The organism is Saccharopolyspora hattusasensis (genome assembly GCF_050972075.1).
In the GTDB taxonomy this organism is placed as follows: domain Bacteria; phylum Actinomycetota; class Actinomycetes; order Mycobacteriales; family Pseudonocardiaceae; genus Saccharopolyspora; species Saccharopolyspora hattusasensis.
In genome coordinates this window covers 5,698,969-5,714,314 of record NZ_JBPCDC010000001.1, presented here as the reverse complement: position 1 = coordinate 5,714,314, position 15,346 = coordinate 5,698,969, and the positions used below count along the sequence as shown (strand labels likewise).

At 67.0% G+C, this 15,346-nt stretch carries 16 protein-coding genes and 1 pseudogene; 11 read left to right on the top strand and 6 right to left on the bottom strand.

The features are described from left to right. Nucleotides 1–26: 26 nt before the first annotated feature. From ACRXBZ_RS27300 to ACRXBZ_RS27275, 6 genes are all read left to right on the top strand, one after another. Entirely contained in the window at nt 27–305 is a 279-nt protein-coding gene (locus ACRXBZ_RS27300; protein WP_433881510.1) for a hypothetical protein, read from the top strand. Next, on the top strand, nt 221–697 hold the full coding sequence (locus ACRXBZ_RS27295; RefSeq protein WP_433881509.1) for a hypothetical protein: 477 nt from the start codon (nt 221–223) through the stop codon (nt 695–697). Before ACRXBZ_RS27300 ends, ACRXBZ_RS27295 begins: the two co-directional genes overlap by 85 nt. A 34-nt stretch (nt 698–731) precedes the next feature. After that, nucleotides 732–2,873, top strand: a complete 2,142-nt coding sequence (locus ACRXBZ_RS27290; protein WP_433881508.1) for a phage tail protein — start codon at nt 732–734, stop codon at nt 2,871–2,873. Between the two features lie 22 nt (nt 2,874–2,895). After that, nucleotides 2,896–3,771 carry a phage tail family protein gene (locus ACRXBZ_RS27285; protein WP_433881507.1) on the top strand — a complete coding sequence of 292 codons (876 nt, stop codon included), beginning with the start codon at nt 2,896–2,898 and terminating at the stop codon, nt 3,769–3,771. An 18-nt stretch (nt 3,772–3,789) separates the two neighbouring features. Then, nucleotides 3,790–4,833 carry a hypothetical protein gene (locus ACRXBZ_RS27280; protein ID WP_433881506.1) on the top strand — a complete coding sequence of 348 codons (1,044 nt, stop codon included), beginning with the start codon at nt 3,790–3,792 and terminating at the stop codon, nt 4,831–4,833. A gap of 63 nt (nt 4,834–4,896) precedes the next feature. Next, a complete protein-coding gene (locus ACRXBZ_RS27275; protein WP_433881505.1) occupies nt 4,897–5,694 on the top strand; it encodes a hypothetical protein in 798 nt (265 codons plus the stop codon). Between the two features lie 368 nt (nt 5,695–6,062). Here ACRXBZ_RS27275 and ACRXBZ_RS27270 read toward each other — a convergent pair whose 3' ends face one another. Beyond that, nucleotides 6,063–7,244, bottom strand: a complete 1,182-nt coding sequence (locus ACRXBZ_RS27270; RefSeq protein ID WP_433881504.1) for an ISAs1 family transposase — start codon at nt 7,242–7,244, stop codon at nt 6,063–6,065. 241 nt (nt 7,245–7,485) lie between these two features. On the opposite strand from ACRXBZ_RS27270, the gene ACRXBZ_RS27265 reads away from it, so the two are divergent. From ACRXBZ_RS27265 to ACRXBZ_RS27245, 5 genes are all read left to right on the top strand, one after another. Further along, a complete protein-coding gene (locus ACRXBZ_RS27265; RefSeq protein WP_433881503.1) occupies nt 7,486–8,583 on the top strand; it encodes a hypothetical protein in 1,098 nt (365 codons plus the stop codon). Between the two features lie 17 nt (nt 8,584–8,600). Beyond that, nucleotides 8,601–9,347, top strand: a complete 747-nt coding sequence (locus ACRXBZ_RS27260; protein ID WP_433881502.1) for a hypothetical protein — start codon at nt 8,601–8,603, stop codon at nt 9,345–9,347. Nucleotides 9,348–9,548: 201 nt separating this feature from the next. Then, the gene (locus ACRXBZ_RS27255) at nt 9,549–10,499 is read left to right on the top strand and encodes a GH25 family lysozyme (protein WP_433881501.1); all 951 of its coding nucleotides are present in this window, start codon (nt 9,549–9,551) and stop codon (nt 10,497–10,499) included. After that, a complete protein-coding gene (locus ACRXBZ_RS27250; protein WP_433881499.1) occupies nt 10,496–10,942 on the top strand; it encodes a hypothetical protein in 447 nt (148 codons plus the stop codon). The genes ACRXBZ_RS27255 and ACRXBZ_RS27250 overlap by 4 nt, the downstream gene beginning before the upstream one ends. Then, a complete protein-coding gene (locus ACRXBZ_RS27245; RefSeq protein WP_433881498.1) occupies nt 10,939–11,124 on the top strand; it encodes a hypothetical protein in 186 nt (61 codons plus the stop codon). The genes ACRXBZ_RS27250 and ACRXBZ_RS27245 overlap by 4 nt, the downstream gene beginning before the upstream one ends. Nucleotides 11,125–11,178: 54 nt before the next feature. On the opposite strand, the gene ACRXBZ_RS27240 is transcribed toward ACRXBZ_RS27245, so the two are convergent. The 5 genes and pseudogenes from ACRXBZ_RS27240 to ACRXBZ_RS27220 all read right to left on the bottom strand — a co-directional run bounded on the left by ACRXBZ_RS27240 (nt 11,179) and on the right by ACRXBZ_RS27220 (nt 15,251). After that, nucleotides 11,179–12,573 (bottom strand): recombinase family protein, encoded by a 1,395-nt coding sequence (locus ACRXBZ_RS27240; RefSeq protein WP_433881497.1) that lies wholly within the window; start codon nt 12,571–12,573, stop codon nt 11,179–11,181. A gap of 147 nt (nt 12,574–12,720) precedes the next feature. Further along, a pseudogene (locus ACRXBZ_RS27235) lies at nt 12,721–12,897 on the bottom strand (nucleoside-diphosphate kinase); the annotation flags it as partial. A 106-nt stretch (nt 12,898–13,003) separates the two neighbouring features. Then, entirely contained in the window at nt 13,004–13,432 is a 429-nt protein-coding gene (locus tag ACRXBZ_RS27230; RefSeq protein ID WP_433881496.1) for a type II toxin-antitoxin system VapC family toxin, read from the bottom strand. Beyond that, nucleotides 13,422–13,646 carry an AbrB/MazE/SpoVT family DNA-binding domain-containing protein gene (locus ACRXBZ_RS27225; RefSeq protein ID WP_256413759.1) on the bottom strand — a complete coding sequence of 75 codons (225 nt, stop codon included), beginning with the start codon at nt 13,644–13,646 and terminating at the stop codon, nt 13,422–13,424. The genes ACRXBZ_RS27230 and ACRXBZ_RS27225 overlap by 11 nt, the downstream gene beginning before the upstream one ends. A 66-nt stretch (nt 13,647–13,712) precedes the next feature. Then, a complete protein-coding gene (locus ACRXBZ_RS27220; protein WP_433881495.1) occupies nt 13,713–15,251 on the bottom strand; it encodes an alkaline phosphatase D family protein in 1,539 nt (512 codons plus the stop codon). Between the last annotated feature and the right edge of the window lie 95 nt (nt 15,252–15,346).

The following is a 15,346-nucleotide window of genomic DNA, read 5'->3' as shown; positions in this document are numbered from 1 at the left end:
CCACCAAACCCGAAGGAGTCGCCTCGATGTCCGCTGCACAGCGCGCCGAAGCCATCGGAACAACCGCCCCCGACCGTGAGGGGGTGCGGATCTCCTGGCGTGGCACTGAATTCACCCTGCCTCGGGCTGAGGCGTTCCCGTTGGAAGCAATGGAAGCCGAAGAGGACGGCAGACATCTGACCGCCCTGCGTCACATCCTCGGCGAAGCCCAGTACATCCTGTGGCGCGGCATCGCCCGCACCGCTGGGGATGCCGAGGAGTTCGCGGCACAGGTGATGGCCGAGGTGGGGGTGGGAAACCGCTGACCGTCGCCCGCCTGCTGGCAGATGAGACCACCGCTGCGGCGATCGAAGCAGACCTGCTGGCCTACTACCGGGCCGATGTCCTCGACCTGTACCGGGGCCAGATGTCGCTGCGCCGGGTATGTGTCCTCGTCGCGGGCCTGCCGCCGGAAGCGCGGTTGTATCGAGTCGGGAACCCCGAGGCGGCGTGGACCCGCAGCGAAGTTCTGTTGCTGGCAGTGGAGCGGCGGATCACCGCGCTGTGGCGGGACGTGGTGACCGCCCTCGGCGCAACCGTGAAGAACGAACACACCACCCCTCCCGTCCTGATCCCAGACCAACCGGCAGCACGGCAGCCGCCACTGCGGGCGGAAACAGCGTCCTTGCGGTCGATCGCCCACTGGATGCGCAGCTAGCGACCACAGCCTGGTGGTTTCGGGGTGGTGCCTCGTGGCCACCGTCGGGCACGCCTACCTGAAGGTCATGCCCTCGCTGGAGGGTTTGGGCCGGGAGTTGCGCGGCGAGGTGCAGCGCGCCGAGCAAACCGCACCACCGGCGCAGATCAAGGTCCGGCTCGACAAGCACTCCGTCACACGCCTGCCGGGTCAGATCACCCGGGCGCTCGCCGGGTTGTCGTCGGCAGGACTCGCCTCGATCGGTGCCCAGGCCGGGGTCGGTCTTCTCGCCGGGCTCGCCTCCGCCCTGGCCACAGCGGGCGGCTCCGCCGGAATGCTGCCCTCGATCCTGGCTGCCGCCGGGGTCGCGGCTGGAACGCTGCGGCTGGGACTGTCCGGGATCGGCGATGCGCTGGCCGCGCTGCGGGAAGGCGACGCCGCTGCGCTGGCCAAGGCATTGGGCACGCTCGCCCCCGCCGCCCGCGCGGCGGTCACCGAGATCGCCGCGCTCGGCGGCGGGTTCTCCCGGTTGCGCCTGTCGGTTCAGGAAAGCCTCTTCGCCGGGCTGGCCGAACGCGTCCGTGACCTCGGTGCCCGCTACCTCCCGATACTGACCACCGGTTTGAGTCTCGTGGCGGACGGATTCAACACCGCTGCCCGAGGTTTGGCTGATTTCCTGGCCTCCGCCGCGACGCAAGCGGATGTCGGCGACATTCTGCTCAACGTCGCCCGCGCGGTGCAGACGATCGCTCCGGCGGCAGCACCGTTGGCCGGGGTCGTGCGCGACCTGGTGGCCGTCGGGGCCTCGGTGTTGCCGGCCTTCGCCGCCGGAGCCGCTACAGCGGCCACCGAGCTCGGGCGGATGGTGGCCGCTGCCCGCGAGTCCGGCCAGCTGGAGAACTGGATCAGCTCGGGCCTGGCCGCACTCGGCCAGCTCGCCGGGGTGCTGGGCAACATCGCCCGCCTGGTGAGTGGCGTGGTCACCGCTGGGCAGAACGTGGGCAGCGGGTTGTTGGGCGTCATCGACGAAATCACCGGTCGGCTCGCGGAGTTCGTCAACTCCACGGCGGGTCAGCAAGCGCTTGGGGCGTTCTTCGATTCCGCGATGCGCCTGGGCACCGCTCTGGTGCCGGTGCTCACGCAGGTCGCGAGCATCATCGGCACCGTCATCGCCCCCGCGATCGCTGATCTGGGCGCTGCGCTGGTCAACAGCGACGGTCTGCAAACCTTCCTGGGTGGCCTGCGGGATGGGCTCGCCGCGATCGCCCCAGCCCTGCCGGTGATCGGGCAGGCGATCGGGGCCGTCGCCACGGCGCTCGCCCCGCTGCTCGGCCCTCTGGGGCAGGCCATCGGCGCACTGTTGACCGGCCTCGCCCAAGCCCTGATCACCGCCGCGCCACTGCTTCAGCCCGTGATCGCAGCGCTCGGCCAACTCCTCGCCGCGCTCGTGCCCCTGATCCCCGAACTCACTCGGATCGCTCAGGCCTGGCTTGAGGTCAACGCGGTCGCGCTACCGTTCGTGACCTTCATCCTCCGGGTGCTCATCGCCGTGATTCCCGCTGTCGTCGGGGTCCTGCGATTCCTCGCCGACGCGTTCACCTTCGCCATCGGGCCGGTGCGGGCGGTCTCACAAGCCATCGACTGGCTGTTGCACAATCCCCTGACGCAGCTACCCGTCGTCGCCGCAGCCAAGATCGTCGAGTTCGTCGGCTGGTTCCGCACCCTCCCGCCCCGCGTCCGCGAAACCCTGGCCGGACTCGGCGACCTGCTCCTGCAACCCGGCCGCGACCTGGTCAACGGACTGCGCCGGGGCTTCGAACAAGCCTGGGCCGGGTTCCGCGATTTCGTCCTCGGACTCGGACGCGGCCTCATCGGGCAGGTCCAGGGCATCTTCGGGATCCGGTCCCCGTCGCGGGTGTTCGCCGAGATCGGCGCGAACCTCACCGCCGGACTCGCCCAAGGCGTCCAACGCACCGCCCCGCTACCCGTGCAGGCCGTCAACGGCATGGCCGCAGGCGTCGCAGGCGCCGCCGCGCTTCCGCTACCCGGCCTGCCACCCGCACCCCGCCTACCCACCACCCCCATACCGGCGGCGGGACGGTCGATCACGGTGAACGTTCACCCCCAACCGGGGCAGTCCGAAGCCGCCATCGCCGCGATGGTCTCTCGCCGCCTGGCCTACGACGCCCGCCTCTAGTCCCACAGAACGGAGCAACACCATGGGTTTGCCGGTGCGGTGGGTCCTCGATGGACTGACGTTCAACACTGACCCCGACGACCACGGCTGCCAATACCTCATCACCGAGGAGAAAGGCTGGTCCGGCGCACCCGAAACCCGCACCTCCGCGCCTAGCCGGGCCACCGGCCCCGGCGGCTACCCGGGTCTCGTCTGGCCCCAAGCCCGCGAGATCGAACTCCACGGCGTTGTCCTCACCCCGACCTGGCAAGCCCGCCGCCACACCGAACACCGCCTCGCCACCCTCGCCGCCGAGCCCGGCAGGCTGTACGAGCTGATGTGCACCGAGGAAACCGGCACCCTCACGACGCAGGTGCAGCGCGCGGGCGCAACCGAGATCACCATCCGGCCCGGCGGCACCGCCCTCGATTTCACGATCACCCTCACCGCACCCGACCCCCGCAAATACGGACCGGAACGCCGCGTCAGCACTGGGCTGCCGAGCTCGGGCCGAGGCCTGGATTTCACCGGAGGACTCGACTTCCACGGAGGCCTCGACTTCGGGCCCGCACACTCCACCGGGCTCGCGCACGTGGCCAACCACGGCACCACCACTGCCGAGCCGCGGTTCGTGCTCACCGGCCCACTCGTCGCACCGATCACGATCACCCGCCGCGACACCGGCGCGCACGTGATCTACCTGGACTCCATCTCCGCCGACGAACAGGTCCTCGTCGACCTGGCCGACCGCATCGTCCTCACCGGTAGGGCTAACCGCCGCTACCGCCTGGCCGTCACCGACTGGGACGCCCTCGCCATCCCACCCCGGCGCGACGGTATCGACTACGCCCTGGCCCACCACGCCGCCCCGAACACCCGCGCTCGGCTCACGGTCTGCTGGCGCTCAGCCTGGAACTAGCCCCAAGGGAGAACGCTCGTGCCTGTTGTCCTGCCCGGCCTCGACCCCTGGGCCACCCAAAAGCGCATCGGCGAACGCGAAGCCCGCTACGCCCTCGGCGCAACCCTCACCCCCGCCGCAGGGCCCGCGCTCGCCGGGGCCGACGGCGTGCTGCCCTCCACCACCGTCGACGGCCAAACCCTCGACCTCAAAGTCACCGCCGACGCACCCGATCCCAGCATGGACCTGCGGATCTTCGCAGGGCAATGCGTCCTCCACCGCCCGGGTCAGGGACCGTATCTCGGCACGCTAGACGAGCCCGGCACGATCACCCTCGACGACGCCGACCCCGTCAACCCCCGCATCGACCTCGTCATCGCCCGCGCCTACGACAAACGCCTGGGCGACCCCACCACCGGCTTCGTCATCGAGCCCCTCACCGGCACCCCCAACACCGACCCCACCCCGCAGGCCGTACCGGTCGGGGCGATCGTGCTCGCTGCCGTCGTGGTCGGCCCCGGCGACCGGGCCATCCGCGACGACACGGTCCGAGACCTGCGACGCTCCACCGCCACCCGCAACGGCATCCGGGTCCTGTTGCCGGGAGACGATCCCACCGAACCAGGTGTGCACAGCGGACAGAGTCGGTATCGGGACGGAAGGCTCGAAACCTGGAACGGCCAAGCCTGGCACACACCCCGCACCACCGAAGTCTTCGAGACCACGGCGATCACCAGACGACAAGATCAAAGCGGCCTGGCTCCGATCGCCGCCATCCAGATCCCCGATCCAGGGGGGCCTTACCGACTCGTTGTGCAGGCATCAGCCGAAATGACCGCCCACCAATGCCGCGCGGACCTCTTCGTCTGCCTCGACTCCGTGACCGCGCCACCCGTCGCGGTCGGCGTCGGACCGGCCAGTGCCAGCCAGCACGTCCTGACCCCCATGCGCACCACGGCAGAACTCATCGGTCCTCACAAGGTCTACGCGGTTGGAACGCGGCTGTTCCCTTCCGGCGAACCCGCAGTCTGGTCCAACACCGACCGCAACGCCAACCTCACCGTCCTACGACTCCCGGTGTAAGCACGGCAATGTAGGTAAACGCTGCCCTCCTGGTGGGGCAGAATCACGGCTATGCCTACCAAAATGTCCTACGAAGAACGTATGGCACAAGAAATCGTCGCCAAGGCGCTCGGGCGCGAAGTAACCCAGTGGGACACGGGCAAACAGCCGAGCATGTACGACTTCGACATTGGCACAACCGGGGCGCTGGAGGTGACCACGATCGTCGACGAGGACACCCGGCGCGCGCTGGTTCGCGCTGCGAAGAATCACAGCATTCGCGCCCGCAACCTGCACACGTCCTGGGTCGTGATGATGCGCCTTCCCCAGGACGGCAACAAGGTCCTGATTGTCGACTTCCGGGAGCTCGTCCCGAGAATCGAGGCAGCATTAGCCGCTCTTGAAGCCCAGGGCCAAGCAGAGATGCCCAAATGGGACAGTCTTTCGAAGCACCTGTTCTGCGATGCGTCCTGCCCGGTGCGTACCCTGCTCGGGTATGGCGTCACTTCCGCTCGGCAGGCGCCACAGCTTGACGCGAAGCATGGAAAACCGCATATCGAGCTTTCCGCCATGCATGGCGGAACAGTTCCTCCGGACGTCAATCTTGTCGTTGACGCCATCGAGCACACTCTGGCGAAGAAGCAAGATTCATGGGAAAAGCTGCACGTACCTGGCAAATCTGAACGGGAGATCTTCTTCTGGGCAGCCTCCACCGAACGGCACACACACCGCCTAATTCAAGAAGACAGGCAGCCCGACCGTGGTCCGGACGTCGAAAAGTACGGACTCACACGGGTGTGGGTCGGAGCTATCGGATACTGGGATACGGCTCTTCATTGGACCCAAGAGCACGGATGGCAGCGTTATTCGCACTCGTCCTAACGAGCGGACACGCATTGAAATACTCGGCAGTAGCTATCTGTGTTATGAGTCAGGAAAAGGCGATCAGAGCTCCGGTGGAGGCGCGGCTACCAACGCGATGGTCGATCCAGTCTCGCTGATGCGCTCGATCTTCCTGATCGCTGAACGCATCCGCCGGGTGAGCCTCAGCCCTTCCGTGGCGTCCTCCGGCCACGGGGGTCGGGCGGCGGTATAGCCAGCATGTTCAAGCCGGAAGACCAGCGGAAGCACCTCAGCGATTGTCTCCTCGCCTGCCTTGGCACCGGGCCGTAAGTACACGACCCAGGGATCCGGCAAGTTCGTTGAATCCTGTGTCTGACCTGTGTTTTCGTGTGGATGGGCATGGTTCATCATGCGGTTTCGATGAGGGCGAGGGTGCGTTCGGGGAATCTGGCGTGGTCGCGGTTGGCTTTTTTGATGTTGGTGGCGCCGTCGAGGCGTAGGAGGCTGATCGCGGTTGAGCGGATGGTGGCCATGACGCGTGGTGCGTTTGCGGTTCTGATCAGGGACTTGTCCTCGCCGTAGGTGACGTCACGCACCCAGTGCAGGCGGTTTTCCACGTGCCAGTGTTCGCGGATCCAGGTCGCCAGTACCTGTGGTGGCGCGGCCTTCGGTGACGCGGAGGTGATCAGGTAGACCACTTCCCACGTTGTCTTCGTTTTCCCGGTTTTGGTGTTCTTCACCGTTCGGGTCCGGCGGATCTGCGCGATCTGCGCGGTGTCGGGGAAGTCGATCCATTCGGGTGCCTGGACGATTTTCAGGCTGCGTTTGGTCTTTCGGCCGTGCGAGGCGTCGTCGGTGACCGACGCCGGGATTTTGCTCCACGGGATGGTCTTTTTCAGTCTGCGGTGCAGGCTGGGCATGTTGCCTTTGACGCACATCACGTAGTCCGCGCCCATCGCGCGGATCAGCCCGGCGGTCTCGGTCTGGGTGTGCATCGCGTCGAGGGTGATCACCGCGCCGGCCAGCTCGATGCCCGTCGTGACCATGCGGCGTAGCAGGTCACGCACGGTCGGGATCTCATTGGATTTGTCGTCCACGGCGGTCTGCCCGATCACCGTCCCGAGACCGTGTACCAGGGCGGCGACCAGGTGCGGGGCTTTCCCGCCCGCGGCTTTCGCGCCCCGCACGGTTTTGCCGTCGATCGCGATGACCAGCCGGTCGGCCACCCGTGTGGTACGGGTCCATAACCACAGTCCCAGCAGCGTGTCCAGCCGGTCCGGGTCTACTTTGGACAGGACCCGCCGGAACGTGGATTCCTCCGCCGGCCCACGATCCGCGCCGAGAGCGGCCAGGACCTCCTCACCTGCGTTGCGGGCCCACTGCGCGATCGCCGTGAACGACGACGCGCCGGCAATGGCCGCGGCCACCGACACGGCCAGCAGGCCGACCAGCCGATACTGCCGACCCCGCCGCCGGCGCGGGTCCTTGATCAACCCCAGCAGATCCATCAGGCACTGGCGACGGACAGCAGACGTAGGCGAAGATGCCATCGGCGCGTGGGACTCCGTTCCGGGCGTGACGGTGAGCATGAGAACTTCCATCACACCGCCACGGACCCCACGCGCCACCCACCGGGTCCCCCAGGCGCGAGCGACCACGAAAACCCAGGTCAAAGCCTCACATCAGAAACTTGCCGGATCCCTGGTACACGACCCAGGACCCTCTAATGAGCTCAATACGTCGCGCAAGCTTAACGCTGGACATGTTGGCGATGATGCCAGAGCGGGCGTGGAAGGCGCGGACCATTTTCTCGACGCAAGGAGCCAGATGATGCCGTACCGCGTTCTTGTAGGCCATCTTCGCTCCGGGCGCGTCGTTGCCGAACTCCCGGGTGAGTACACCTTCGAAGACACTCTCGACGGCGCGGGATCCGGGCGAGCCACGATCCCGATCGACGCGGTTCCCGAAGTGCTGGACCTGGCGGCGGTTACAGAGAAGTGGCGGCACTTTCTGGCGATCGTGCGTGGTGGGCACGTGGTGTGGGCTGGGCCGATCGTGACGCGCAAGCCGAACGCCAACGGCAGCCTCGAGGTTGGCGCGTCCGGCCTGGCCGCGGTGTTCGAGCACCGTGTGCTGGCGCGGTTCGGTCCGTGGGAGTTCACCGATCCACGCGCCGATGTCATCCTGACCGGCCGATCCCTGCGCTCCATCGCCGTGGAGATCGTCCGCACCGCCCTGAACCGCCCCCACGGCGAACTTCCCATCGTGCTCCCCGACATGGACCCGACGGGCGGCGAGGAGCGCCGCTACTTCGGCCACGAACTGGCCATGGCAGGACAACGGCTACAACAACTGTCCAAAGAGGAGAACGGACCGGAAGTCCAGTTCACCCCACGATTCCGCGCCGACGGGCTCGGCGTGGAGTGGGTGATGCGCGTCGGCGACCCATACCTGACGCAGGCAGGTGCCCGGTGGCACTTCGACCACGGCGCGGGTCTGGTGTCGTGGAACTGGGACGACGACGGGCAAAACCAAGCCTCGTCGGTGTTCGTGCCCGGCGATGGCACCGAGCGCGGCCGGCTGATCGGCCACGCCCAAGACGACCACCTTCTGGACGCCGGGTGGCCGCCGCTGGACACGGTCGTCTCGGACTTCGCCAGCGTCAAGGACCCCGCCGTGCTCAGCAACCACGCCCGCGCCTCGTTGACCGCCTACCGCGCCGGAGTCCACAAGGACACCGCCGTCGTGCGCGGCGATCACCCACCCACGCCCGGCACCTACCGACCCGGCGACCTCGTGGTCCTCCTGCCGCGCCCGAGCAGGCTTACCCCGGCAGGGCCACGAGTCCGGCGGATCACCGGCATCTCCCGGCAGGGCGGCGGATCCGAGGACACCCTCGAACTCACCCTCGCCCCCATTCCCACGTAATCGCTCGGAGGATCCTGTTGCCTGTCACCCCTGGTCCGGACACCTTCCTAGACCGGATCAAACGCCTGGAAGCCCGCGTCGACGAGCTCGCACGCGGCACCCTGACCAACGCTGTGATCTCCGAAGGCGGCATCACCGTCCGCGACCTCGGCGGCATCCAGCTCGCCGACCGCGACGGCCAGACCGTGTTCTTCGTCGGCGGTCTCGATGGCCAATGGCAACGCCCCGACGGCAGCCCACAACCCGCCACGTTCCTCGCCGACGACCGCGGGGCCTGGCGCATCGCCGTCATAGACGACAACCCCGGCGCAGACGACTACCGGCAATCCGTCTCCGTCTACGACCACGCCGGAAACCGCATCGTCGGCGACGACGTGCCCACTGGCGAAGGTCTCGCTCGCCCCTACATCCCCGTCACGATCGCCAAAGCCGGGTATGGCGACTGGCCCGCCACCACGGCAGGCGAGTTCGAACCGTTGGAGATCGCGCGGTTCATCCGCCAGCATCCGGTGCTTGAGCTGCACGTGCGGTTCACCAGCGATCGGCCCGACACTCGGGGCGAACTTCGCTTCGTCAACCCCGAGACCAAAATCCCCTTCGGCGAACCGGTTCCGGTCGATTTCAGCCAGGACATCCGGGTCCTGCGACTGCGCATGCCCGGCCGATTCGGCGACCTCTCGGAAATCACCCTGCAGGCCCGCCGCACTATCGGCACGGGCGCGGTGCGCGCCACGATCTCCGCCGCCATCGGCACCCAGAGCTGACGAACGAAAAGGGCGTCCCATCTTCCCTCTCCGAAGATGGGACGCCTCCACAACAGCACGGCGTTGCGTCGCCCAGCGTAGGGATGTCTGTCCACCGCTGAACAGCACAAACACTCGATCGAGTAGCCCCAGCGCACCCTCATGTGCTGGGGCTACGTGCTTTGTCCACAAGTTATCCACAACCGGAAAGGGACACTTCGCGTGACCTCGGGAATCGACGTCTCCAACCACCAGGGCGTCATCAACTGGAACTCCGTCCGCGACTCCGGACACACATGGGCCTACACCAAGCTCACCGAAGGCGTCGGCTACGTCGACCCCAGGGGCGACGCCAACCTAGCCGGGGCCAGCGCCGCCGGACTACTGGTCGGCGCGTACCACTTCGCCCGTCCTGACACCAACAGCCCAGCCGCCGAAGCCCAGCACTTCGCCGCCGAGCTCGCCCGCAACGACGCCGCCGGGCACGGCTGGCTCCCGCCGTGCCTGGACATCGAGCGCGCCGGAACCGGCGACCTGCCCGGCTGGGTCGCCAGCTTCATCACCGAGCTCCGTAAGACCACCGGGCGGCGCGAGATCACCATCTACGCCTCGTCCGCGTGGTTCTCCGAGCGCCTCGATCCCGGCTACTGGCTCGACGATGACACCTACCTCTGGGTAGCTCACTACGGACGACCGCCGGGCCAGCCCAGCTACACCACCACCCACGTCATCGCCCACCAGTACTCCGCCACCGGACGCGTCCCCGGCATCACAGGCGACGTCGACCTCAATCACGCCCTGGTCGACCTGGCACCACTGACCGGAAGCAACCCACCCTGCCCGCCCGAAGTCGGCATCCCAGAACAGCAGGGGCCGGTCTACACCGTCCAGCCCGGAGACACTCTCTCCGAGATCGCGGAGCGGTACTGCGTGGACTGGCACGACATCGCCCGCGTCAACAACCTCGCCGACCCCGACCGCATCTACCCCGGCCAGCGACTGAGATTCCCGGACGGCCGCGACCCCGACGAGGAGATCTACATCGTCAAGGCCGGAGACACCCTGTCCGGGATCGCCCAGCGCTACGGCACCACCTGGCAGGCCCTGGCCTACCACAACAACCTGGCCGACCCGAACCGGATCTACCCCGGCCAGCGCCTTCGCATCCCGTGAGCAACCCCGCGACGGCGGCCGGCCAGCAGCAACTTCCGCTGTTCCTTGCCGCCGTCGCCTTCGGCTGGCTCACCAGCATCCTCGCCCGCACCCTCGTGCGTCTCGCCGCATTCGACCAAGCCCAACTTGATCAGGAGGAACTGTCCATGCCACAGCATCGCCGCCCCCGCCCGGTCCGCTCCGCCGCGAGCATCGTCGGCGGCCTCACCGCGGTCATCAGCGGACTCGTCGGATCCGGACTCATCACCGGACTTCAGGGTGACGCCATCACGGGCGTCATCAGCGCTGTAGTCGCGGCCGCGGGTGCCTTCGGCTTCGCCATCGCGACCGAACCGAAGGTGACTCCCACCGCTGACCCCTACGACGATCAGGGGCGGCCTCTCGCCCCTGCTGAACCGCCCGTGGCGAATGGAGTTGGCAGGCCTGCGGAGACCAACAAGTGAGCAGTTCGACCAAGATGTCGTCGACCGGATTCGAAGGTGGAAGCGCTCTGTCCTACGAGGAAAGGAGCGCCGCCCGTGCCGCAGGTCAAGCGGCACGCTTCACCGAAGAGCAGAAACACCGCCTGCGCGACATCTTCCGGCCGAGTCTGCTCAAGCTCGTGCGAGCGGAACCACCTGCATAAGCACGCCTGCGCCCCACGGGCTCTCCGTAGTGGGAGCCCCTGGGGCTTTTTGGTCTATGCGGCTAGCTCAGCAATCGGCCCGTTGTCGAATTCGAAGAACCCGGGATCGATGCCGATCCGACCGGGGCCCCTTGCACCCTTCCCAACTCTCAAGATCCGAGGCTGCATGACAGCGCGAATGACCGCCCGGCGCTGCACGATATCGAGGGCCTTCCAAGCTGCCCTGGCGTTGGAACCGACAACGCCAGCGAGGACCGGAGGCAACGACGCCTGCTTCGCATGCTTCTCTGCCTTTTCGATCTCTGGAAGAAGCTGCGCTTCGATCTCAGCGATCCCACCATCGCTGATCTCCCCCATGGCAGCTCTGCGGTAGAAGGTCTTCAGGCGAGCACGCAACTCCTTGGCCTTTTCCAAAGCTCTCGCAACCTCGTCGCCAGGCTCGATACGGAAGATGTCGGCCGCATCCGGACTTTCGAGCGCAGTCAGCAAAGCTTCCTCGACGTACTCATCCGCTCGCGCCTGATTCCGGACAACGCATCGGTTGGCGCGGCAGATGTAGGACGGGTAGGTCGCAGCCCTCCCGCGCCCAACCGGAGAACCGCACACCCCGCACAACGCGATTCCTGAAAGCAGATGCTTCACCCGGGTGCCGTCCTTGTTCGTCCGCCTTGCCGGGTCGGTGAGGAGTGCCACGAGGGTCTCTCTTTCGGCCTCGGTGACGATCTCGGGCCATTGAGCCTTGATCAACCTGCCCTTGTACTGGCGAAACCCAGCGATCACAGGGCTGAGGACGACGGCTCGAATCTTGCTTGCGCACCACTCACCGCTACGCGAGCAAGGAATGCCTCGCGCGTTGAGATCCTTCCAGATCGCAGTCACCGAGTGACCGGCGAGCAACCGCTCGACGAGTTCCCGAACGATCGGAGCCGTCTCAGGGTCGAGCACCTGGCCTACGACCTTGCCGGTGTCCGGGTCGTACTCGCGCTTGTAGCCGTACTGCAGCGGCCCATGCCACAGGCCAGAGCTGGCTCGCTTACGAACGCCCCTGGTGACGCGGATCGAGATGTTGTCGGACTCAGACTCGGAGTTCACGGCATCTTGAGCCGTGGCCTTCCGGTCGGCGGGGTCGTTCATGTCGTAGACCTCGCCGCCGTATGCCCACAAGACATCGAACTCTTCGCAGATGTCACGAAGGGCCACGTACATCTTCAGGTCACGCTGCGCCCGACTGTTCTCCCAAGTGACCAGCACATCGACAGTCCCCGACCGCATCATTTCCATCGCTTCTACGAAGCGAGGACGGTCCTTGGTCGCATACCGTGATGCGCTACGCTGATTCTCGGGCAGCACTGCGACGACTTCGAATCCCTCATCCTCACAGAACTCAACGCATTCTTCGATCTGTGCGTCGACCGACTTCTCTTTGTCAACTGACGCTCGCGCATACACCAAGGCGCGAAGTGGAGTCCCGTCACTAGCCGCTCGCAACATGCGAGCCCTAGCCAATCTCCCCATACTGCACAACCTAATCCATGAGACGAAAAAAGGCCCTCGTTTGTGACCGAGAGCCCCGGTTATGCAGAAGAACCTAAGTCAGAAGTAGAGTTTCCCGTCGTGCTCGGCGTAGTGCTGCTCGGCGAGCTGGCGGTCGACGTTCTTCAGCTCCAGCGCGACCAGCTTCAGGCCCTTGCGCTCGATGCGGCTGATCACCTCGCCGACCAGGCCACGCCCGACACCGTCGGGCTTGACCAGGACCAGGGTGCGCTCGCTCACGATTGACTCTCCTTCATCTCCGGTGGCGCAGGGCGCGAACACGCGCCGCGCCCGATTTGCCCGCCAGGGTATCGATGCAGGTGACACCCCGGACGGCGGCCCTGCCTCAGTCTGGCGCGATCACGTCGACCGTCGGGAAGTAGGTGCGGTACCGGCGCGCATCGCGGGTCAGCAGGCGGAGTCGGCTGACCGCCGCGTGCGCACCGATGTAGAAATCGGGCAGGGGTGACCACTTCTCCCCGCCTCGTTTCCGGTAGTCCAGGAAGCACTTCCCCGCGAGGAACGCCGCCGACCACGGCAGAGGCGCGCGGATGAAGAAGTCGTTCGGGAACGCTTCCTCGACTTCCTCGATCGTCGGGAAGCGGACCGACACCTCGGCGAAGATCAACGGGTTGATCACCAAGGGGCCCTCTTCCGCCGCCTTCTCCAACGCGTCCGATGACCAGTCGACCCATTCAGCCTCCTCGATGACCATGTCGAGCAGGATGTTGGAGTCGACCAACGTGGCCGGTGCGCGGGCGTGCTCACTCGCCACGGGTCAACGCCATGATCTCGTCGGTGGAAAGCCCCTCCCCGCTGACACGTCCGCGGAGATGCTCCACGATCCGCTGTCCCCGGCTGGGCACCGAATGCCCGCGGGTGAGGATCAGCGCGTTTCCCTCCAATCTGATCTCGATCTGATCCCCGGGGCGCAGTCCTAGTTCGCGGCGCAGGTCGACCGGGATGGTCACCTGCCCCTTCTCCGTCATCTTCATGGAAGTAAGAATACGACCTTTCCTACTTCCACTTCCACGGAATAACTCGATCGTGGCTGGTCAGCGAGTCGGGTCCAGCGTCTTGGCCCACAGCGAGCGGCCGGACTGGTCGCGGAGGTCCACGGTCAGCTGCTCGGTGCGGCCGTCGATGTTGACCTCGCCGAAGTGCTGGAAGCCCTCCCACGGCGAGGCACCCTGGCGGGTCGGGGCGTTGACGAACACCTGGTCCGGTCCGAAGGTCGGGTCGAGCTTGTTCGGCCCGAACGCGCCAGCGTGCAGCGGGCCGGAGACGAACTCCCAGAACGGGTCGAACCCGGCGAAGGCCGCGCGCTCCGGCGAGTAATGGTTCGCGGCCGTGTAGTGCACGTCGGCCGTCAGCCAGACGGTGTTGCGCACCGATCGGCGGCTGATCTCCTGCAGCACCCACGCCAGCTCGGCCTCGCGCCCGTTGGGCGCCCCCGGCAGCCCGTTCGCGACGGCCTCGATCTTGTCGCCGTCGGGCACGACGATGCCGATTGGCATGTCCGAGGCGATCACCTTCCAGGTCGCCTGCGACCGGCTGAGCTCGTCGACGAGCCAACGCGCCTGGCGGTCGCCGAGGATCCGCTCCGGCGTGGTGCCCGCCGAGTTCGGGTCGCGGTAGCTGCGCATGTCGAGCACGAAGACGTCCAGCAGCGGGCCGTGCGAGACCTTCCGGTACACGCGGCCGTCCACCGCGTCCTGGCGCCGGACCGGCTGCCACTCGTGGAAGGCCTGGAAGGCGCGCTCGGCGAGCACGTCGACCCGCTTCTCGGTGTATTGGGCGAGGTCCAGGATCTCGCCCGGGTACCAGTTGTTGGTGACCTCGTGGTCGTCCCACTGCACCAGCTGCGGGACCTGCGAGGCGAAGCGGCGCACGTTCTCGTCCAGCAGGTTGTAGGCGAACTGCCCGCGGTATTCGGCCAGCGTCTCGGCGACCTTGGACTTCTCCGGGGTCACGACGTTGCGCCACACCCGGCCGTCGGGCAGCGTGACGGACTCCTTCAACGGCCCGTCGGAGTACACCGTGTCGCCGCTGTGCAGGAAGAAGTCCGGGTTTCGAGCGGCCATCGCGTTGTAGATCGTCATACCGCCGAGGTCCGGGTTGATGCCCCAGCCCTGCCCCACGACGTCGCCGGACCACAGGAAGCGCAAGTCCCGGCGGTTGCGCGGGGTGGTGCGGAAGGTGCCGGTCAGGGCCTCGCTCTCGACGCGCCCGTCGAGGTCCTCGGCGATTACGCGGTAGTAGGCCTGCTCCCCCGGCGGCAATCCGGTCACCTGCAGCTCGCCGGTGCCGTCCGTCTCGGGGGTCAGGACCGGACCGGGGATCCGCCGCGCGCCGCGGAAATCGGCGTGCCGGGAGATCTCCACGAACATCCGCGACGGCCGGTCGGCGCGAGTCCACACCACCGCCCCGTCTGGGCGCGGGTCGCCGAGCTGGACGCCGTGGGTCAGCACCGGGCGACCGCCGCGCGCGAACGCGGGGGCGCCGGAGAGGAACATGCCGGTGGCAGCGATTCCGGTGGCAGCGACGCCGCGGAGCAGCGCGCGCCGGTTGAGCTGGGAGTTTTCGGGACTCATGCCGCTGGTTCTATCCAGGGCAGGAAGCTTCCGGATCACCGCTGGTCGACGCAAAAGTGAAGTGTTCGTGCCGATCGGCCGCCGGTTCACCGACG